Source organism: Vibrio ruber DSM 16370, from assembly GCF_900163965.1.
Lineage (GTDB): Bacteria > Pseudomonadota > Gammaproteobacteria > Enterobacterales > Vibrionaceae > Vibrio > Vibrio ruber.
Genome location: NZ_FULE01000030.1, coordinates 17936 through 37161, shown reverse-complemented (window position 1 = coordinate 37161; position 19226 = coordinate 17936). Strand labels below are relative to the sequence as shown.

General features: G+C 49.1%; 17 protein-coding genes. 14 read left to right on the top strand and 3 right to left on the bottom strand.

Translation table 11 applies throughout. The annotated features are described in order from the left end of the window. Positions 1 to 337: 337 nt before the first annotated feature. A complete protein-coding gene (locus VR7878_RS10640) occupies positions 338 to 1300 on the bottom strand; it encodes a transposase (protein ID WP_077336008.1) in 963 nt (320 codons plus the stop codon). 346 nt (positions 1301 to 1646) lie between these two features. Here VR7878_RS10640 and VR7878_RS10635 point away from each other — a divergent pair, with 346 nt between their 5' ends. Genes VR7878_RS10635 through VR7878_RS10600 form a run of 8 tightly spaced genes read left to right on the top strand, consistent with a single transcriptional unit; the run spans position 1647 to position 7713 of the window. Further along, the gene (locus VR7878_RS10635; protein ID WP_077336006.1) at positions 1647 to 2066 is read left to right on the top strand and encodes a nuclear transport factor 2 family protein; all 420 of its coding nucleotides are present in this window, start codon (positions 1647 to 1649) and stop codon (positions 2064 to 2066) included. Further along, positions 2063 to 2803 (top strand): SDR family oxidoreductase, encoded by a 741-nt coding sequence (locus tag VR7878_RS10630; protein WP_077336004.1) that lies wholly within the window; start codon positions 2063 to 2065, stop codon positions 2801 to 2803. Before VR7878_RS10635 ends, VR7878_RS10630 begins: the two co-directional genes overlap by 4 nt. Then, on the top strand, positions 2800 to 4077 hold the full coding sequence (locus tag VR7878_RS10625; RefSeq protein ID WP_077336002.1) for an NAD(P)/FAD-dependent oxidoreductase: 1278 nt from the start codon (positions 2800 to 2802) through the stop codon (positions 4075 to 4077). The genes VR7878_RS10630 and VR7878_RS10625 overlap by 4 nt, the downstream gene beginning before the upstream one ends. Further along, positions 4074 to 4853 (top strand): DUF1365 domain-containing protein, encoded by a 780-nt coding sequence (locus tag VR7878_RS10620; RefSeq protein WP_077336000.1) that lies wholly within the window; start codon positions 4074 to 4076, stop codon positions 4851 to 4853. The genes VR7878_RS10625 and VR7878_RS10620 overlap by 4 nt, the downstream gene beginning before the upstream one ends. A gap of 11 nt (positions 4854 to 4864) precedes the next feature. After that, positions 4865 to 6136 carry an SAM-dependent methyltransferase gene (locus tag VR7878_RS10615; RefSeq protein ID WP_077335998.1) on the top strand — a complete coding sequence of 424 codons (1272 nt, stop codon included), beginning with the start codon at positions 4865 to 4867 and terminating at the stop codon, positions 6134 to 6136. Beyond that, a complete protein-coding gene (locus VR7878_RS10610; RefSeq protein ID WP_235862868.1) occupies positions 6133 to 6675 on the top strand; it encodes a DUF2878 domain-containing protein in 543 nt (180 codons plus the stop codon). Before VR7878_RS10615 ends, VR7878_RS10610 begins: the two co-directional genes overlap by 4 nt. Beyond that, positions 6611 to 7174, top strand: a complete 564-nt coding sequence (locus VR7878_RS10605; RefSeq protein ID WP_077335996.1) for a chalcone isomerase family protein — start codon at positions 6611 to 6613, stop codon at positions 7172 to 7174. Before VR7878_RS10610 ends, VR7878_RS10605 begins: the two co-directional genes overlap by 65 nt. 5 nt (positions 7175 to 7179) lie before the next feature. Continuing rightward, positions 7180 to 7713 (top strand): DUF3833 domain-containing protein, encoded by a 534-nt coding sequence (locus tag VR7878_RS10600; protein WP_077336091.1) that lies wholly within the window; start codon positions 7180 to 7182, stop codon positions 7711 to 7713. A 333-nt stretch (positions 7714 to 8046) separates the two neighbouring features. Here the strand turns inward: VR7878_RS10600 and VR7878_RS10595 are convergent, their stop codons facing one another. Then, on the bottom strand, positions 8047 to 9501 hold the full coding sequence (locus VR7878_RS10595) for a formimidoylglutamate deiminase (protein ID WP_077335994.1): 1455 nt from the start codon (positions 9499 to 9501) through the stop codon (positions 8047 to 8049). Between the two features lie 90 nt (positions 9502 to 9591). On the opposite strand from VR7878_RS10595, the gene hutC reads away from it, so the two are divergent. The 5 genes from hutC to hutU all read left to right on the top strand — a co-directional run bounded on the left by hutC (position 9592) and on the right by hutU (position 16313). Beyond that, positions 9592 to 10449 carry a histidine utilization transcriptional repressor HutC gene (hutC, locus tag VR7878_RS10590; RefSeq protein ID WP_235862867.1) on the top strand — a complete coding sequence of 286 codons (858 nt, stop codon included), beginning with the start codon at positions 9592 to 9594 and terminating at the stop codon, positions 10447 to 10449. 242 nt (positions 10450 to 10691) lie between these two features. Continuing rightward, on the top strand, positions 10692 to 12242 hold the full coding sequence (gene hutH / locus VR7878_RS10585) for a histidine ammonia-lyase (protein ID WP_077335992.1): 1551 nt from the start codon (positions 10692 to 10694) through the stop codon (positions 12240 to 12242). Further along, positions 12235 to 13467: an imidazolonepropionase gene (gene hutI / locus VR7878_RS10580; RefSeq protein WP_077336085.1), complete on the top strand. Its 1233-nt coding sequence runs from the start codon at positions 12235 to 12237 to the stop codon at positions 13465 to 13467. Before hutH ends, hutI begins: the two co-directional genes overlap by 8 nt. Continuing rightward, positions 13451 to 14281 carry an N-formylglutamate deformylase gene (gene hutG, locus VR7878_RS10575; RefSeq protein ID WP_139344076.1) on the top strand — a complete coding sequence of 277 codons (831 nt, stop codon included), beginning with the start codon at positions 13451 to 13453 and terminating at the stop codon, positions 14279 to 14281. Before hutI ends, hutG begins: the two co-directional genes overlap by 17 nt. A gap of 19 nt (positions 14282 to 14300) precedes the next feature. Further along, positions 14301 to 16313, top strand: a complete 2013-nt coding sequence (gene hutU, locus VR7878_RS10570; protein WP_205409451.1) for a urocanate hydratase — start codon at positions 14301 to 14303, stop codon at positions 16311 to 16313. 154 nt (positions 16314 to 16467) lie between these two features. Here hutU and yfbR read toward each other — a convergent pair whose 3' ends face one another. After that, on the bottom strand, positions 16468 to 17067 hold the full coding sequence (gene yfbR, locus VR7878_RS10565; RefSeq protein WP_038181747.1) for a 5'-deoxynucleotidase: 600 nt from the start codon (positions 17065 to 17067) through the stop codon (positions 16468 to 16470). A gap of 465 nt (positions 17068 to 17532) precedes the next feature. Between yfbR and VR7878_RS10560 the strand changes: the two genes are divergently transcribed. Further along, a complete protein-coding gene (locus VR7878_RS10560) occupies positions 17533 to 19221 on the top strand; it encodes a ShlB/FhaC/HecB family hemolysin secretion/activation protein (protein WP_077335989.1) in 1689 nt (562 codons plus the stop codon). Positions 19222 to 19226 lie beyond the last annotated feature (5 nt).

Below are 19226 nucleotides of genomic sequence, written 5' to 3'. Positions count from 1 at the left end.
GATGAGTGCGTTGTATGGATAGTATTGTGGATACGGGACACACAGGATAAGTAGAGGATAGTACTTGAGGAAGTGAGAGTCGGCGTGTGTCCCCATAAGTTCTCCCCATAAATTCCCGTCCCCCGTAAATTCAGGATGAACAGGACACACACGGACCTCAATCAATGAATGAGAGAATGTTGTACCTCACTCATCATCGTTCTAAGTTTTTAAATGGATTCTGGCAGAATGCGACTCAGATAAAGGGCTGGGGAAATGATCTGTGAAGTTGCGATTGTGGAATATGGCGCAAATTCGAGAATAAAAAGAAGGATCGAAACTGAGCGTTTCATATCGATTAAGAAATATGAATGCCGAGCATACGTTTTCGTTTGAGATAATGTTTAGCGAAGTTCAGCCGTTCTGATGAGCCAATCCAGAGTCCTGGTTTCTTTTCTAACCCAGAACAAAGAGCAAGACATGCCTGTTGAGACAGCGATAGCCGCGTTAAAATATTAGGCAGTTGAGGTGAGATATAACCATGTGTATCTGTTCTGATTTGCCGTCCGACCCAATCCACTAATTCGAGATAATCTATCAGCCGAAACGGAATTGTGTGTCTCTTTTCCTGAAGTATATCTCCTGTAAAGTCAGCCAATTCCGGCGTTTGGGTTTGGCCTCGCTCTAGTGCCGTGAGTCGTTTTTTCAGCGATGTATGTTCCGATTGTTCCGGTGTTTCAGCGATTCCGGCCCGAACCGGATTGAGATCAACATAAGCCATGGCTGCCAGTAAGGCTTTATCATCGAGTAAAGCCTGAGATTTGAAACGCCCCTCCCAGAAGCGTCCGGTGCACTGATCTTCTTGATTTGCGAGCAATGCAATCTCGTAATTGATTTCTTTCATCAACCAACTGAGTGAATAGAGCCGTTGGCGCCAAGTCTCAATGATTTTTTCACAAGCCTCCCGTTCCACTTTTGAGGTCAAACTGCCTGAAAGGAAACGCTGGATCAGCAGTGGCATCTTGTGCTCCGTACACCATCGTTCAACGACTTCACGTTGAGAAAGAGACAATGCTGTTTGTTTATCAATAAAAGCGACCAGATGATAGTGATTACTCATCACAGCATAGGCGCAGATACGAATGCAATAGATGGAAGACAAGGCCAGAATGCGAGACTCAACCCATTCACGACGATGTTCATACGATTGGCCACTATAACTATCGTATCCACACAGAAATGAACGACGGACACAACGAGAAACGCAATGGTAATAAGGTGTCACGTCAGGGCAGATAAGTTGTGAGCGAGCGGTTGTCATGGGCTAAATCTAAATGATGGCTGATGGATTTATCGTGTCGGAATGAATCAGTAAAGCAAAGTTGGGATCCGAACGATTTCGAGTGAATGCAAATTTATTTTTGGTTCGTCGTGAAATATTTCACAAAAATGGAGAGACGTGTTTAGGTGTGTGTCCGCTTCCCTCCTGCATGTGTGTCCTCGTAAGTTCAGCGTGTGTCCTCATAAACTCCTAAGTTTCCTCATGTATGTAAACCTTTCTTACAAAAGTTGTACAAAAAAAAAATTGTACAACTTTTCAAATTGCACTATCTTAATTAATAAGTTATACGGAAATTTTTCTTGTACAACAAAAATGAGGCCAACTCATGGATGTCCAAACCGTTGCGCTGTTCTATACTCAGCTCAACAAACACAATCTCGATACGCTTCACGATATTTATCATGACGCAGTTGTGTTTGAAGATGCGGCCCATCGTATTGAGGGGGTGACCGCTCTGTCTGACTACTTCATCAAGCTCTATCAAAACGTTGAACGCTGCAATTTTACGATTCATGAGCAGTATCCGACTGACAACGGTGGATTCCTGATTTGGACCATGCATTTGCAACATCCGAAGCTGCGCCATGGTCAATTGGTGAATGTACAGGGGACGACACATCTCCGCTTTCAGGATAACAAAGTCATTTACCACCGCGATTACTTTGATTTAGGTGAAATGTTGTATGAACAGTTGCCACTCCTCGGTCGTATTATTCGTTGGATTAAGCGGAGGTTAGGACAATGAGTCGTGTCTTGATAACGGGGGCAACGTCCGGTATCGGCAAACAGTTAGCACATGACTATGCACAGCAAGGGTGGCAAGTGATTGCTTGCGGCAGAAATGAAGCGGCACTGAATGAACTGCGTGATAAACACGCTTCGATTACCCCGTTGCAGTTTGATTTGACCGATATTGATCAAACACTTGCGATATTGAGTGAACTGCCGTTTACACCCACATTATGGATCCTCAATGCCGGGGGCTGTGAATATATCGATGATGGGGTGATGGATGCAAAACTCATGGCGCGTGTGATGCAGATTAACGTGCTGGGGCTAGCTAATACGATTGAAGCAATTCAGCCACATTTAAAATCGGGTCATCGTGTGGCAATTGTCGGCTCAATAGCCAGTGAACTGGCGTTACCTCGTGCTGAAGCTTATGGCGCATCCAAAGCTGCGGTCGGATATCTGGCAAGGTCGTTACGATTGGACTGGGCTCGCAAAGGCATTGATATAACTTGTGTATTTCCGGGATTTGTTGCCACACCACTGACTGAGAAAAACACCTTTGAGATGCCGATGATGATTTCGGTAGAACATGCCTCTCAGTCGATTCGCAAAGGTTTAGAGAAGGGTGTTGCGAATTTTTACTTTCCGGCTCGTTTTACTTGGATCATCCGGTTGTTGGGCATGTTGCCCTATGGTTGGCAATATCGGCTTGCGCGTCGGTTTTTTGCACCGAAAAGGACCACATCATGAAAATTGCGATTATAGGCACCGGGGTTTCAGGGCTAACGTGTGGTTACTACCTGCATGAGCAACATGATATCACGTTGTTTGAGGCGAACGATTATATCGGTGGGCATACTGCGACGGTGGATGTCAATGTGGCTGGTCAGCACTATGCCGTCGATACCGGGTTTATTGTTTATAATGATCGGACTTATCCTCATTTTATGCGCATGATGAACGAAACTGGGGTCAGAGGGATTCCGACACAGATGAGTTTCAGTGTGCGTAATGACGCCAACGGGCTGGAGTATAATGGACATACATTAACAACTTTGTTTGCGCAGAAACGAAATCTGTTGAAGCCCAGTTTTTACCGCTTTATCGGTGAAATTCTACGCTTCAATAAGCTTGCTAAAGCGGCAGCAGACACCCCTGAGTTGCAGTTGCAAACCCTCGGACAGTTTCTGGCCCATCATCGTTTTTCGGACTATTTCTGTCACAACTACATCTTACCAATGGGCGCTGCAATTTGGTCATCGACTTTAGCGGACATGCGCGCATTTCCGCTGATGTTTTTTCTGCGTTTTTTCCTCAATCACGGATTATTGGATGTCACAGACAGACCACAGTGGTATGTGATTGAAGGCGGATCGCGGGCGTATATTGAACCGCTGACTCAAGGCTATGTGGATCGGATTCGCCTTAGTACACCGGTCAAGCAAATAAGACGCAGTCCGCTCGGCGTCGAGGTCGAGACCGAACAGGGTATCGAAACATTTGATGAGGTTATTTTTGCCTGTCACAGCGATCAGGCGCTTACCATGCTTGGCGATGCCAGTCAGAACGAAACCTCAGTTTTGTCTGCAATGACATATCAGGCCAACGAAGTGGTGCTGCATACGGATACAAGTTTGCTTCCTAAGCGTCAATCCGCCTGGGCATCCTGGAATTACTGGTTGCATGGTCACGAGGGTGAAGAGATGAAACTCCCGTCGTTGACCTACAACATGAATATTTTGCAACACATTAAGAGTGACATAACGTTTTGTGTCACGCTCAACAGCACTGAGTATATTGACCCGGACAAGATTCTCCGACGGTTTGTCTATTATCATCCGGTCTTTACCGAATCTTCGGTTCGCGCGCAGCAGCGTAAATCAGAAATCAGTGGCATCAATCATACTTGGTTCTGCGGTGCCTATTGGCACAACGGTTTCCATGAAGATGGGGTCAAAAGTGCGCTTGATGTCATTACACAATTGCAATCCCAAGTGGTCAACAGAGATAAGGGTGTCGCATGATGACCGGCCAAACGGATGTTACACGTAGTGCATTAATGGTCGGCCATGTCCGTCACCGTCGTTTCACGCCGGTTACTCATTCGATTCATGCTTCGTTATTTATGCCATGTATCGATCTGGATGAGTGGCCGATACTCCGGCAACAAGTGTGGGGGCTGGGGGAGCACTGGTGGCACTGGGCACGTTTTCACCGGGCTGATTATCTGGGGGAAGGGGACTTGAAAACTGCCGTGCAGGATAAAGTGTTACAGCTCACAGGTGAGCAAGTGCACGGCAAAGTATTCGCGGTGGTACACCTGCGTTATTTCGGTCTCTATTTCAGCCCGGTGAACTTTTACTATCTTTATGATCAGCAAGGGACTTGGCGTTACTTACTTGCAGAGGTCAGTAATACACCTTGGAATGAGCGTCACTATTACGCGGTTCCGGCAGAACGTGGTGCGCAGGGCGAGAACTGGATACACGACAAGGCTTTCCATGTTTCACCATTTAATCCCGTTGAACAGCAGTATCAATGGAAACTGAAACCATTATCGGATGCCCTGATAGTGCACTTGGCATGTCATCGGGAAACCAAGGAATTTGATGCCACCCTGGCGTTAAAAGCACAGCCTTTTACCTCAAAAAGCTTGCTCAAATTGTTGATTCGGACACCGATCATGACGGTCAAGGTATTGACTGGGATTTATTGGCACGCCCTGAAGCTATGGCTCAAGGGGGCTCCGTTTTATTCTCATCCCAAATCCCGCCGACATGAGACCCATAAAAATAGCTAGGAGAACGCACAATGTTCAATTCGCCTTCATTAGAGATGCCTAAATCACTTACATCGTGGCAGCAAGGTGCTCGAACCATGGTGCTAAAATCTCTACGACTGATAAAAATCGGCAGCCTGACATTAGAAGAGAATTTTGCAGGACAGGCGCGTATTTCTGATGCTATACCACAGCAGAACAGTGTGGAACAGTTTGGGTTTGCACATGACGATCAGCCACAGGCTCATATTCGGGTGAATCATCCCGAGTTTTATGCCTGCGTTCTGAAAGGTGGCAGTATTGCTGCAGCGGAAGCATATATGGACGGTTGGTGGGACAGTCCGAACCTGACCGCTGTAACTGAACTGATGGCGCGTAATTTAAACGCACTGGATCAATTGGAAGCGCAAAGCAGCATTTTCGTCCGGATGATGCACAAAATCGGCCATTGGCTGAAACGAAACTCGATTGGGCGTGCCAAGCAGAACATTGAAGCGCACTACGATTTAGGCAATGACCTGTATCAGACGTTTCTCGACCAACGGATGCTGTATTCGAGCGCTCTTTATCTCAATACCAATGATTCACTGGAGCAGGCACAAATACAGAAAATGGATCGGTTGTGTCAACAGTTACAACTGACTGCCAATGACCATGTGATTGAAATCGGTACCGGGTGGGGGGCAATGGCGATTTATATGGCACAGCAGTATGGATGTCATGTCACGACCACCACGATTTCCGAACAGCAGTACACGTATGCGCAGGCAGAAATTGAGCGCTTGGGACTTGCTGAGCAGATTACCTTACTCAAACAAGACTACCGCTTGCTTGAGGGGCAGTTTGATAAGCTCGTGTCGATTGAGATGATTGAAGCGGTGGGGAAATCCTATCTGCCGTCTTATATCGCAAAGTGTCAGTCGCTGCTTAAACCCGGTGGACTGATGGCGATTCAGGCGATTACCATTGCCGATCAACGCTTCGATGACTACAGCAATAATGTTGATTTCATTCAGAAATATATTTTCCCCGGTGGTTTTTTACCTTCCATCACCGTTCTGACCCAAATGGCGACGCGTCACACCGATTTCATTGTCCGTAATGTATTCGATCTGGGGCTCGACTACGCTCAGACATTGGCTGACTGGCGTGACCGTTTTGAAGCATCACTAGATAAAGTGAAGTCACTGGGATATGACGAACGTTTTGTCCGCATGTGGCGTTACTATCTGTGTTACTGCGAAGGCGGTTTCAAAGCTCGTACTATCAGCACCATCCATATGACATTACAACGGGGACAATGATGCACCGTTTCCTGCTGGTTTCACTATGGTTTGAAGCGATTTGGCTACTCGCCGTATTGGGACAGGCGCGTTTGCAGTGGGTCACGATTGGATTGGTAACCGTCACGATGGCGTATACTGCATTACGCTATCCGTTGGTTCTCAGCCGCATCATTGCTGTGGCAGCTATCGGTATCACATTGGATTACATCAATCTATATAGCGGATTATTTGCCTTTCCCACGTCCTATCTGCCGATCTGGCTGATCGGGTTGTGGTTTGCCTTTGCTTGGTTTGCCAGCTTTGCCATACCGGCCGTCAGCCACTTACCGCCTTTACTTATTCTCAGCGCAACGGCACTCGGTGGGGCTCTGAGTTACTGGGCGGGCTATCGGTTTGGTGCCGTACACTTTGAATGGCCTGTTATAGGAGCGGTGTGTGTCCTGTTTTTGGAATGGTTCGGGCTATCATTATTACTGATAAAGGTATTTAGGAATGCAAACGCCACGTTTAACCGTAAAGTTTTATCTGATCGCGATCCTCTGGACCGCCACCGCTAACGGGGCTGACATGCAGGGACAGTCATCTAAACCGTGGACTGACTGGCCGGTTGTCGGTCAGGCAACCTTATCTTGGCTGTGGTTTGATATTTACTCATCACAGCTACGTACACCTGATGGTGACTATCATCAGGTAAAAGATGATGTTTCACCACATCCTTTAGCCTTAGAGATTCGGTATTTACGTGATATCAGCAGCAAAGAATTACTTGAGGAAACCCAAGCGCAGTGGGAGAGGCTGGGGTATGAAACGACGCAATCGGACGCGTGGCTAACAGTGCTGGCTGAAATGATGCCCAGTGTTAAAACGGGAGAGCGTCTGGCATATGTCTCCGATGGTCGTTCAGGGCAGTTGTATTACTTTCCCCTGCAAGGGCAGCAACGTCTGCTCGGCAAGGTGGCAAATAAACAGTTGAATGATGCATTTTTGTCGATTTGGCTGTCACCGAATGCTGAGTATCCGAAACTTCGCAATCAATTAATAGGAATGAAACCATGAGACATATGCTGAAAGTTCTGTCGCTGGTGATGGTGATGCTTATTGTCGGTTGTTCCGCCGACTTAAAAGAGTATCAGGCCAGCCAACCCGCTTTTGATCTGTTTGGCTATTTTCAGGGAGAGACTCATGCATGGGGGATGGTACAGGATTACAGTGGTAAACAGACGCGCCGCTTTGAGGTCAAAATTAAAGGGACAGTCAAAATTAAAGGGACAGTCACCGATGATACGCTGACCTTAGTGGAAGACTTTGTTTTTCATGATGGTGAAAAAAATCAGCGCATCTGGACGATTACCCGCAGTGCCGACGGACATTATGAAGGGCGAGCTGACGATATCATTGGCGTCGCGACAGGGCAGGAAGTCGGGAATGCGTTACAGTGGCAGTACGATTTTTTGCTTAAGACGGATGACAGTGAAATCACGGTGTCCTTTGATGATTGGCTGTTCCGTCAGGACGAAAAACACCTGTTTAATGTCACCAGTATTCGCAAGTTCGGTCTGGAAGTCGGACGTATTACACTGTTTTTTGCAAAGTAACCTTGCTTCGGAATCACATGAGTGATGGATTCAATCCCACGCCAAGATAACGTTAGTGCTACGATTTTTTGGCGTGTGTCCTCCTTAATCATCCTCCTTAATCACCCTTATAGTCATTCAATCAATGAAGGTGCCTGTCCCGCTAATTTCTTGTCCTTGTAAGAAAGAGTGTCCTCGTAAGGAAGTGCCGATTGATGGTGAAAGATGGTGCCTGTTCTCCTTATTTGACGGTTGATGGTGAAAGATGGTGTCTGTCCTCCTTATTTGGGCGTGTGTCCTTTATCCTTTCGTTTATATTAAGGCGTGTGTCCCCGTAATTTCTCCCCGTAGTTTTTAAACAATCACCTGTTTAATGATCTCGGCAAATTCGCGGCGGCTGTGGTCTTCTAATGCGTGGTGACCGTCTGCAATGCACTGTTTTCCCGCGACAAACACGTCTTTAATCAGGTTGTCATGACAGGCAAATAACCAGCGGTTGATGAGGTCTGGTGTCTGACTTGCCATCAATAGGGGATGTGTCGAATCCAGCACCATCAAGTCAGCCCGGCATCCGACAGAAAGCCCTAATTGAATACCGCAAGCTTGATTACCACCGTTTAATGCTTGGGTATAGAGATGATCGCCAACATGATTTTGTGACTGGCTGTAGAGACGGTTCCGCTGTTGGTCACGCAGCCGTTGGCTATATTCCAGCAGGCGTAATTCCTCTGTAGCAGACAAACAGACATGGCTGTCGGAACCAATACTCCACCGGCCGCCAGCCTGAGTAAATTCTACCCCGGGGAAAATACCATCTCCCAGATTGGCTTCGGTGGTCGGACACAAACCAACCGCGGCACCGCTGTCAGCGATCATCTGAATCTCGTTATGGCTGAGATGGGTGGCATGAATCAGGCACCAGCGATCATTGAGACCGATATGATTGTGCAACCACTCGACTGGCCGCTGCTGGCTCCAGTTCAGGCAATCGGTGACTTCCTTCTGTTGCTCCGCGATGTGAATGTGGATGGGCTGCCCGTGGTGGTCAAGGGCTGCCAGCACCTCTTGAATCTGCTGTTGATTCACGGCTCGTAACGAATGAAAGCAGATCCCCAGCCGATGGCGGCTATGGGCGTGTGTCCCCGAAAACTTTTCCGAAAACTCTGCCCTCTTCAGTTCACTGGCAAGCTGCTGTTGCAGTTGCAGATAACTGTCTGATGAATGGATGAAGCGCGCCTGTCCTTGATTGGGTGCCTGTCCTCCAAAACCGGCATAGCTGTACAGGGCTGGCAGCAGAGTCATGCCTATCCCCGAGCTATCTGCTGCATTCAGGAGCTGGTGGGCCATTTCAGCGGGATCGCGGTAAGGTTGACCGGACGGATCGTGATGAAGGTAGTGGAACTCACCAACCTGAGTATAACCGGCTTTGAGCATATCAATATATAACTGTGTGGCGATGACGTGAACTTGTTGCGGGGAGAGCCGTCCGACGATTTTGTACATTAAATCACGCCAGCTCCAGAAGCTGTCATCTGGGTTGAGGCTGACTTCTGCCATGCCGGCCATGACACGCTGAAAGGCGTGGGAATGCACATTGGCCAGAGTCGGCAGCACCGGGCCTTGCAGATGCTGCGCGCCATCTACTGGTGTGGTATTGGCCGTGACCTGAGCAAAGTGACCCTCAACAATCTCAAACAGCACATTGTGCTGCCAGCCGGTCGGGAGCCATGCCAGCTCAGCAAACAGAAAAGTGCTGTTTGATTGGCTTCTTTGTGGAGCATCTTGCTGAGTTCCTTGCTGGTTTGTCATCGCGTCTGTCCTTGTTACTGGTTACTGATCGCTCGCTATTGTGCGCGTGTGTCCTCGTTACCGATGTTCGGGAGTCTAGCAGAATTTATCTTGTCTATACAAGTTATGTTATTGTCTATGCCTGTCCTGTTAAGTGGTTCATTTTTCCGCTATAATCCGGTCTTTATACTGCCAGTGGATAGCTGTAAATCGATGGAAAACTCAACCACCCAGATGATGTACCACTTGTCGCAACTGATTGATGACGCCCCCGGCCCTATTTATGCCAAAGTGAAACAAGCGATTTGTCGTCAGATTGATACCGGAGAATGGCAACCGGATCAGCGAGTTCCGTCTGAGTCAGAGATGGTCAAAGCTTTGAATGTCAGTCGTATGACGGTTAACCGTGCGCTGCGGGAACTGACCGATGAAGGGGTTTTGCTTCGTCAGCAGGGGGTCGGTACCTTTGTTGCAAGGAAAAAATCCCATTCAGCGCTGTTTGAGGTACACAATATTGCTGATGAAATCGCCAGTCGTGGTCACCGTCATCACGCCGAGCTGATTGAAATCACGCTGGCGAAGGCGACGATGGAAGAAGCGATGAACCTTGGTGTGCGGACTAATCACCGGATTTTCCGGGCCACCATTTTGCATTTTGAGAATGATCTGCCGATTCAAATCGAGTATCGCGTGGTCAATGCCGAGCTGGCCCCGGATTATGATCAGCAGGATTTTCAGCACAACGGCGCCTACCATTATCTGATGAAAGTCGCACCGATGACCGAAGGAGAACATCTGGTCGAAGCGGTGCAGGCCTCGCCGGCAGAATGTGCTTTACTGCAAATTGATGCTGCGGAACCATGCTTGCAGATCAAACGTCGTACCTGGTGCCGTGAGCAGCTTGTCACCAACGCTCGTCTGATTTCGCCGGGGTCAAGGTTCCAGTTATTCGGTCACTTCGAGCAATGAGCATACCGAGCGGGTTTTGACACATGAACAGGATTTAAAAAGCGGGTAATGATTGTCTGACTGATTGAAGCAAGGGAATTCCTCCTTGCTTTTTTTATGCTTTTTGTGATGACTTCGGTGATCAAACACTTGCGCTTGCGAGTGTTTACTTTTATTGTTTGGTTAACTTGTATAGACATGTAATGTCATGATGACGTTGGTCAGTGTCAATCTGAAGCGTACGTGATGGAGAACAGCAGCTCATGCCAGAATTAACCTTACATCCCGGCAAGCTCACACTCAGTGAGCTACGTCAAATCAGCCGGAACCCCGTTAAAATATCACTCGACAAACAGGCCATTACGGCGATTCATGCCAGCACGGAAGTTGTCAATCGAGTGATCGTCGAAGACCAAGCGGTTTACGGAATTAATACCGGATTTGGTTTATTGGCCAATACGCGGATTGCCGCTGAAGATTTAGATGAATTGCAGCGCAGCATCGTGTTATCTCATGCGGCCGGGATCGGGGAGTTCATGCAGGACGCCACCGTTCGCCTGATGATGGTACTCAAAGTCAACAGCCTTGCTCGCGGCTATTCCGGTATTCGCCTGAGTGTGATTGAAGCGATGATCACCCTTATTAACAAAGAAATTTATCCGTGTGTCCCGCAAAAAGGCTCGGTCGGTGCATCGGGTGATTTAGCCCCGCTTGCCCATATGAGTGCGGTGCTGCTCGGTGAAGGACAGGCGCGTTATAAAGGCGAGATTATTTCCGGCCGGGCTGCATTGGCGATTGCAGGAATGGAACCGATCAAATTAGCGCCTAAAGAAGGGCTTGCGCTACTGAACGGAACACAAGCATCCACGGCATTTGCGCTTGAGGGGCTGTTTGCGACGGAAGATCTCTATGCCTCGGCCATGGTTTGTGGTGCGTTGTCTGTGGAAGCCGCACTGGGTAGCCGGCGTCCGTTTGATGAGCGGATTCATGCCGTGCGCGGCCATCAAGGCCAGATGGATGCGGCTGCGGCCTACCGGCACCTGCTGACGGAGCAAAGTGAACTGGGTGAATCACATGCCAATTGTGAAAAAGTGCAAGACCCATACTCACTGCGCTGTCAGCCTCAGGTGATGGGGGCCTGCTTAACGCAGATCCGCCACGCCGCAAGTACGTTGCTGGTTGAGGCAAACGCGGTATCGGATAACCCGCTGGTATTTGCTGAGCAGGGGGATATTGTCTCCGGAGGGAATTTTCATGCCGAACCGGTGGCATTTGCGGCGGATAATCTGGCACTTGCCATTGCTGAAATCGGCAGCCTGTCAGAACGACGGATGGCGTTGCTTATCGATAGTCATCTGAGTAAGCTGCCGCCATTTTTGGTCGAAAACGGTGGTGTTAACTCCGGCTTTATGATTGCGCAGGTCACTTCGGCGGCACTTGCCAGTGAAAATAAAACCTTTGCTCATCCGGCATCGGTCGATAGCCTGCCAACCTCGGCCAATCAGGAAGATCATGTCTCTATGGCAACCTTTGCTGCACGACGGCTCAAAGATATGGCGGAAAATACCCGCGGTATTCTGGCTGTTGAAATACTGGCAGCGGTGCAGGGGCTGGACTTCCGCGCCCCGTTGAAATCAACGGAACGACTGGAGCAAGCCCGCGCTGATCTTCGTGCCCGCGTACCGTTCTACGATAAAGATCGCTATTTCGCGGCAGATATCGAGAAAGCTAACGGTCTGTTAGCAGAAGCGGCACATAATGAATTGATGCCCGCCGGTTTACTCCCAAGTGTCACAAGTGATTATCATGAATGAACAACTGAATTTTGATTCACTATGGTACGGTTTTAATGCCGCGACCATGGTGAATGGTCAATATAGTGCTATCGAAAATGCTGCGATTGGCGTCCGGGACGGGCGAATTGCATGGATTGGCCCTCAAGGTGATTTACCTGCCTATCACGCTGCGCAAGAACACCACCTTCATGGCGGATGGGTTACGCCCGGCTTAGTTGATTGTCACACCCATTTGGTTTTCGGTGGTAATCGCGCCCATGAGTTTGAACAGCGGCTCAACGGGGTCAGTTATCAGGCGATTGCTCAGAGTGGCGGCGGCATTGCAGCGTCGGTGCACGCCACTCGTCAAGCGACCCCGGAACAGTTGTTTATTTCTGCATCTCGACGGCTGAAATCTCTGATGCGCGATGGGGTAACGACGCTGGAAATTAAATCCGGTTACGGCCTCTCGACCGAACACGAAATGAAGATGCTGGAAGTCGCACGGCAACTGGCGGAACACTATCCGGTTGATATTTGTACCACTTGTCTGGCCGCTCATGCCGTGCCGCCCGAATATCAGGGGCGTACCGATGCTTATATCGATTATCTGTGTGATGAATTATTGCCGGAGATTGCGCAACGTGGTCTGGCAGATGCAGTGGATGCATTTTGTGAAACCATTGCATTCAGTCCTGAGCAGGTGGAACGCTATTTTCAAACCGCCCACGCTTTCGGGATACCGGTGAAGCTCCATGCAGAGCAGTTGTCGTCGCAGGGGGGAACAACTCTTGCGGCGCGTTTTCAGGCACTGTCTGCGGATCATCTGGAGTTTATGACGGAAGGGGATGTCGCTGCGATGCGTGAGTCCGGTACTGTTGCGGTGCTGTTACCGGGGGCCTATTTCGCCTTGAAAGAAACTCAGCGTCCGCCCGTGGATTTGCTGCGTCGCTATCAGGTGCCGATGGCGGTTGCCACGGATATCAATCCCGGCACATCTCCGGTGCTTTCTTTACGTCTGATGATGAATATGGCGTGTACGCTGTTCGGCCTGACCCCGGAAGAAGCTTTGGCCGCAACCACCATTCATGCCGCACGTGCTTTGGGATTAACTGAAACTCACGGACAACTGAGTGTCGGCAAGGTCGCCGATTTTGTCTGCTGGGATGTGGAAAGTCCCGGAGAACTCAGTTACTGGTTGGGCGGCGACCTGTTGAAAACACGCGTTAAAAAGGGAGAGAACAGTCATGTCGATACCCATTGAGCAACCATTTCATTTTCGTCAGGGGCAGAGCCCGCTGTTGGTCAGTATGCCACACTGTGGGACTGCGCTACTGCCGGGGATGGCAAATCAATTGACCTCTGAGGCTCAGGCGCTGCCGGATACCGACTGGTACTTACCTGAACTGTATGATTTTTTAGCAGCGATGGATGTCAGTGTCATTCAAGCTCACTATTCTCGTTATGTGGTCGATCTCAATCGTCCGATTGATGACCAGCCACTATATACCAGTAAAACCACAGGCCTGTTTCCTGACATCTTATTCTCTGGTAACCCGGTGTTTGTCGAGGGGGCTGGCTTTGATGAAGTGACTCAAGCCCGGATCAAAGCAGAAGTCTGGCAGCCTTATCATCAACAAATCACGGCAACGCTCGCACAGATTCGGGAGCGATATGGTTACGCGATCCTGTTTGATGCGCACAGTATTGCTGCCCGGGTGCCGATGTTGTTTGACGGCACGCTGCCTGATTTTAATCTCGGGAACAATGCCGGGCTTGCCTGCTCTCCGACCTTACTGAATCAGGTGGCTAAACTGGTTGAGCAAAGTCCGTATAGCCATGTATGCAACGGGCGGTTCAAAGGGGGATACATCACCCGTCAATACGGACAGCCCTCGGCGCAGATTCATGCGCTGCAACTGGAGCTTTCTCAAACCACCTACCTCACCGATGAAACTCAGACAACTGCATCAGACTATCAACTGGATCCGGAGAAACTGCAACGGGTTCGTCCCGTTCTGCAACAGTTGATTCAATCACTGTTGGCGCATGGTCATCCCTCGGATGAAGCACAATAAAGATTGAAGCAGGGAATACATGAAGGACAATGATATGACATTTAAAGCCAAGATCTTAGCCGGGATTCCGGATATCCTGCCGCCCAAGCGCGAACGCAATGAGAACCTCAGTCATGCACCGAAAAGAAAAGCGATTCTGAGCCGGGAAGAGAAAATCCTCGCGGTCAGAAATGCGCTGCGCTATTTCGATCAACGGCATCATGCGGAATTAGCTCCGGAGTTTTATGAAGAGCTGGAGACCTACGGCCGGATTTATATGTATCGCCTGATGCCGGATTATCCCATCACCGCACGCTCGATTGATACGTTTCCGCATCAGTCAAAGCAGGCTGCCGCGATTATGCTGATGCTCAGTAATAACCTTGACACAGCGGTGGCACAGCATCCGCAGGAACTGATTACCTATGGCGGTAATGGCGCAGTGTTCTCCAACTGGGCACAGTACCGTCTCACCATGAAATATCTGGCGGAAATGACCGATGAACAGACACTGGTGCTCTATTCCGGTCATCCGATGGGGCTGTATCCGTCACATCCCGATGCACCGCGGGTGGTGGTGACCAACGGCATGATGATTCCCAACTACTCAAAACCGGATGACTGGGAAAAATTTAATGCATTAGGGGTGACCCAATACGGTCAGATGACGGCAGGCTCGTTTATGTATATCGGCCCGCAAGGTATTGTGCATGGCACGACGATTACGGTGATGAATGCGGTGCGGATGAAACGCGACCGGGATCCAAGTAAGTTACCGCTGTTTGTTACCTCCGGGCTGGGCGGGATGAGTGGCGCGCAGCCCAAGGCGGCGGTGATTGCGCAAACCATTGGCGTGGTGGCTGAAATTAATCCCAAAGCCGCTTATAAGCGCCATGAACAGGGATGGGTCGATGAAGTTCACCCTGATTTAGACGCACTGATCGCACGGATCAAGCAGGCGCAAATCGATAATCGACCAGTTTCTCTGGCCTACCTGGGCAATATTGTTGACCTGTGGGAACGACTGGCCGCAGAAGATATCCACATCGATTTAGGTTCAGACCAGACCTCACTGCACAATCCGTGGGCGGGGGGCTATTATCCGGTCGGTTATAGCTTTGAACAATCCAATACGATGATGGCCAACGAGCCGGAACAGTTTCGTGCGGCGGTACAGGCAACCTTGAAGCGCCATGTGGCGGCGATTAATCAATTGACCGCCAAAGGAATGTATTTCTTTGATTACGGCAATGCATTTCTGTTGGAAGCAAGCCGGGCAGGGGCTGATATTCTCAAGGCCGATGGTTCATTTAAGTACCCCTCTTATGTGGAAGATATTATGGGGCCGATGTGCTTTGATTACGGCTTCGGGCCTTTCCGCTGGGTGTGTTCATCATCGGATCCGCACGACTTGGCGGTCACCGACCAGATTGCCGCAGAGATTCTGGAAGACATGCATCAACAGGCGCCGGCAGAGATTCGTCAGCAGATTGCCGATAACCTGTCATGGATTCGGCAGGCTAAACAGAACAATCTCGTTGTCGGCTCACAAGCGCGGATTTTATATGCTGATGCCGAAGGGCGGATGCGGATTGCAGCGGCTTTTAATCAGGCGGTTAACAGCGGCAAAATCTCTGCGCCGGTAATTCTCGGACGCGATCATCACGATGTGTCCGGCACCGACTCACCGTATCGGGAAACGGCCAATATTTATGACGGGTCACGCTTTACTGCCGATATGGCGATTCACAATGTTATCGGTGATGCGTTCCGCGGTGCAACGTGGGTCAGCATCCATAATGGTGGTGGCGTCGGTTGGGGGGAAGTGATCAATGGCGGTTTCGGCATGGTCTTAGACGGTTCTGAGGCATGTGATACCCGACTGAAATCGATGCTCCACTGGGATGTGAATAATGGGATTTCGCGGCGCAGCTGGGCCAGAAATGAAGGGGCGGTATTTGCCATTCAACGGGCGATGGCGCTTGAGCCACGGCTCAAAGTGACCATTCCGGAGCAGGCCGATGACGCGCTGTTGAATGCGGTCGTGAAATAACACGGGTGAAATTAAATCGGTGCAATCACAGCCGGAACAATGATAGCTTGCGCTGAGATGCGCATATTTACCGACGACAGGCTCACCGTTAACAATCAGCGCTGCAATTGCAGCGCTTGGTGATCGTCGGGGGCATCGGTGCCGGTGTGACAATTCAGCCGGAAATCTTATCGAAAGTGGTAGTACAGCTTTCGCAGAACACATCCATAAACACCGCGACTTCGGGCATGGTCGCGGTCAGTTTTTCAATCGTTTCATCGAGCCCTTCTTTGACATGTACAAACTCATCATTGTGAAAGCGTAACTCATTCAAGGTCTTGATATAGGCAGCCAGGATATCGGCGGCTTTAACAATGGTTTTATACTCGGCATCGACATGTTTCTGCACCAGCAGACCGGTGAACTCGTCACGCAGATCTTCCGGCAGGGTATCCAGACATTCCTGCTCGGCAATATCCTCTAATTTTTTAAAGGCCGCGGTAAATTCCGGGCTGTGGTACTTGGTTTTAGAGTTGATATCCTGCAGTTTGGTTTCTGATATTTCATGATAAATTGCAATCACTGCCGCTCTTTCCGGGTTCAGAGTGCCGCCGAAGCGTTTATTTTTAATCACGGTCAGCAAGTGGGCGATCACGGCGACTTGATGTGAGTGTTCCGACACATTCTCTTCCTGAAAGCAATGCATCAGTGCCCAGCGTTTGATCAGCGGCATGCGTGTCACCCATGCCATAAATGTGCTTTGTTTTTTCTTCACAGAATTATCCTTTACCACTCGGTTATACTCTCGATGAGAACATCGCATATAGACCATGGTACATGATTTGAGTGAGGTACGTCTCATTGTGTTTCATCAAATATATGGCATCAAACCCGGTGAATGAACAGGGAGTAAAATAAAAAGGTAGGAAGGCAGAAAAGACTTTGTGAAAAAAGTGTAAGAAAAATAAATCAGGAAATAATAATAAGCTGATGAGGCCTTATTTGTGTCATCTTGATTGTTCGCCCATTTTTTATTGGTTATTAATATGAAATTGGTTGAGTTATTTGTATTTCTAAATATTGATCGCAGATAAAAAACAAATTTTTTTATAAAAAATAATGTAGCAATATTGAGAATGATATTGCTATTGATTCTTTTGTAACCTAAAATCCGCTCCCAATAAAAAATAATAAGAACCTCCCTTATCGGGATCCATATTTATGCTAGGTTGTTCCCTGAATGCGAAAACGTAATTTTCAGCAGTTTGTGCTGTCTCAATATTTATTCCTTGCTTGTTGTATTTATTTTGTTTCTTTTGCTGCCTATAGCAATAATGGCAATGTTGCTATTTCTCCTGCGACGCAGGCGAGTATTGAGCAGGAGCAGCGGGAGCGTTTACAAGAGATAGAACGAGCCAAACAATCCGTACAGCAACTCAATGTGTTGCCGACGTTACCGGCACCTGAAGCCAGCCAGACTCAGCAGTGTTTCCCTGTGCAACAGGTTGTTTTTTCTGGTAATACAGTCTTTTCTGATCAGCAACTCTTGGCGTGGATTGATTTCAAACCAAGCTGTCAGGGACTGCCACAAATCAATGAATACCTGCGTGTGATTACCAATCAATATATCGGGGCCGGATATGTCACCTCGCGGGCTTATTTAGTCCCTCAGGATCTCAGCAGCGGTCAATTAAAGATTGTTATTCTTGAAGGTAAACTGGAAGCTCTGAAATTTAATGGTCGGGTGGAAGGGTTTCTGAATAATGCTTTTCCGGGATTAATTGATCATTTATTTAACCTGCGTGAAATCGAGCAAGGTCTCGACCAAATAAACCGCCTGTCCCGCTATAATGCCCAAATTAAAATCAGACCGGGTACCAAACAGGGATACAGTATTGTTGATATTCAGAGTGACACGCGATTTTGGGGGAATACCTCTGTCGGTGTTGAAAACTCCGGTCAGAAATCAACGGGTGAAACCCAATTTCGTTACGCCCTCAATGCTGAAAATATAATTGATGCGCTCGATCAGTGGTCTTTATCCGGCAGCCGGAGCCTTGATCCGCCGACCGGTCATGCTTCGGAAAGTCTGAGCCTGAGTCTGGACGTTCCCTACGGACGCTGGAATACCAATTACCGCACCACCTACAGCCATTATGAAAGTGGCTTTGTCAGCAACGGGTTTGTGTTCGGCACTTCGGGCAAAACCAACAGCCATGATGTAACGCTGAAACGGCTGCTGGCCCGCGATGCTGAAAGTAAGTCTTTTGTCACGGTCGGGCTCAGTCACCGCCGCGAAAAAAATCATCTGATGGACAGCCTCATCATTTCCAGCTCACGCAATCTGTCCTCGGCTTATGTCGGGCTGGATTACAGCGCCCGGCTAGGCTCGGGTTTTATGAGCGTGTCACCACGGCTGACTCTGGGCTCAGACCTGTTCGGCGGGGAGCGCAATCAAGCGGGGTTTCCCAAAGCGCAGTTCCGTAAAGGGACACTCACCGCCAGTTATACCCAGCCGTTTCAGTCCGGCCTGATGTTCACCAGTACCCTGTTTGCCCAGTGGAGTAACGACACGCTCTACGGCAGCCAGCGCGTCAGTATCGGTGGTGAGTATTCGGTGCGCGGGTTTAAAGATGTTTCGATCAGCGGTGATCAAGGGTACTACTGGCGCAATGATCTCAGTTATCCGCTCGGCACACTCCCGTATATCGGTCAGATCAGCGCCCAGTGGGCCGTGGATACCGGGTCAATTGTCCGGGATAAAAATGATGAGCTGGAGCGCGGATCGCTGATGGGCAGCAGTCTCGGGATCCAGACCCACAGTCGTCGAGTCAGCAGCAGTCTTGCCATCGGTGTGCCACTGGATTCTCCCGGTGCGCTGGATGCGGATCACTACATCGTCAATTACCGTGTGAATATTGCAATTTAATCAGC

Bases quoted from the DNA above. Each gene is read 5' to 3' on its own strand.
- VR7878_RS10630 (WP_077336004.1), top strand. From the start codon at position 2,063: ATGAGTCGTGTCTTGATAACGGGGGCAACGTCCGGTATCGGCAAACAG.
- VR7878_RS10620 (WP_077336000.1), top strand. From the start codon at position 4,074: ATGATGACCGGCCAAACGGATGTTACACGTAGTGCATTAATGGTCGGC.
- hutI (WP_077336085.1), top strand. From the start codon at position 12,235: ATGAATGAACAACTGAATTTTGATTCACTATGGTACGGTTTTAATGCC.
- hutG (WP_139344076.1), top strand. From the start codon at position 13,451: ATGTCGATACCCATTGAGCAACCATTTCATTTTCGTCAGGGGCAGAGC.
- VR7878_RS10615 (WP_077335998.1), top strand. From the start codon at position 4,865: ATGTTCAATTCGCCTTCATTAGAGATGCCTAAATCACTTACATCGTGG.
- VR7878_RS10560 (WP_077335989.1), top strand. From the start codon at position 17,533: ATGCGAAAACGTAATTTTCAGCAGTTTGTGCTGTCTCAATATTTATTC.
- VR7878_RS10625 (WP_077336002.1), top strand. From the start codon at position 2,800: ATGAAAATTGCGATTATAGGCACCGGGGTTTCAGGGCTAACGTGTGGT.
- VR7878_RS10635 (WP_077336006.1), top strand. From the start codon at position 1,647: ATGGATGTCCAAACCGTTGCGCTGTTCTATACTCAGCTCAACAAACAC.
- VR7878_RS10595 (WP_077335994.1), bottom strand. From the start codon at position 9,501: ATGACAAACCAGCAAGGAACTCAGCAAGATGCTCCACAAAGAAGCCAA.
- VR7878_RS10640 (WP_077336008.1), bottom strand. From the start codon at position 1,300: ATGACAACCGCTCGCTCACAACTTATCTGCCCTGACGTGACACCTTAT.
- VR7878_RS10610 (WP_235862868.1), top strand. From the start codon at position 6,133: ATGATGCACCGTTTCCTGCTGGTTTCACTATGGTTTGAAGCGATTTGG.
- VR7878_RS10605 (WP_077335996.1), top strand. From the start codon at position 6,611: ATGCAAACGCCACGTTTAACCGTAAAGTTTTATCTGATCGCGATCCTC.
- hutU (WP_205409451.1), top strand. From the start codon at position 14,301: ATGAAGGACAATGATATGACATTTAAAGCCAAGATCTTAGCCGGGATT.
- VR7878_RS10600 (WP_077336091.1), top strand. From the start codon at position 7,180: ATGCTGAAAGTTCTGTCGCTGGTGATGGTGATGCTTATTGTCGGTTGT.
- hutH (WP_077335992.1), top strand. From the start codon at position 10,692: ATGCCAGAATTAACCTTACATCCCGGCAAGCTCACACTCAGTGAGCTA.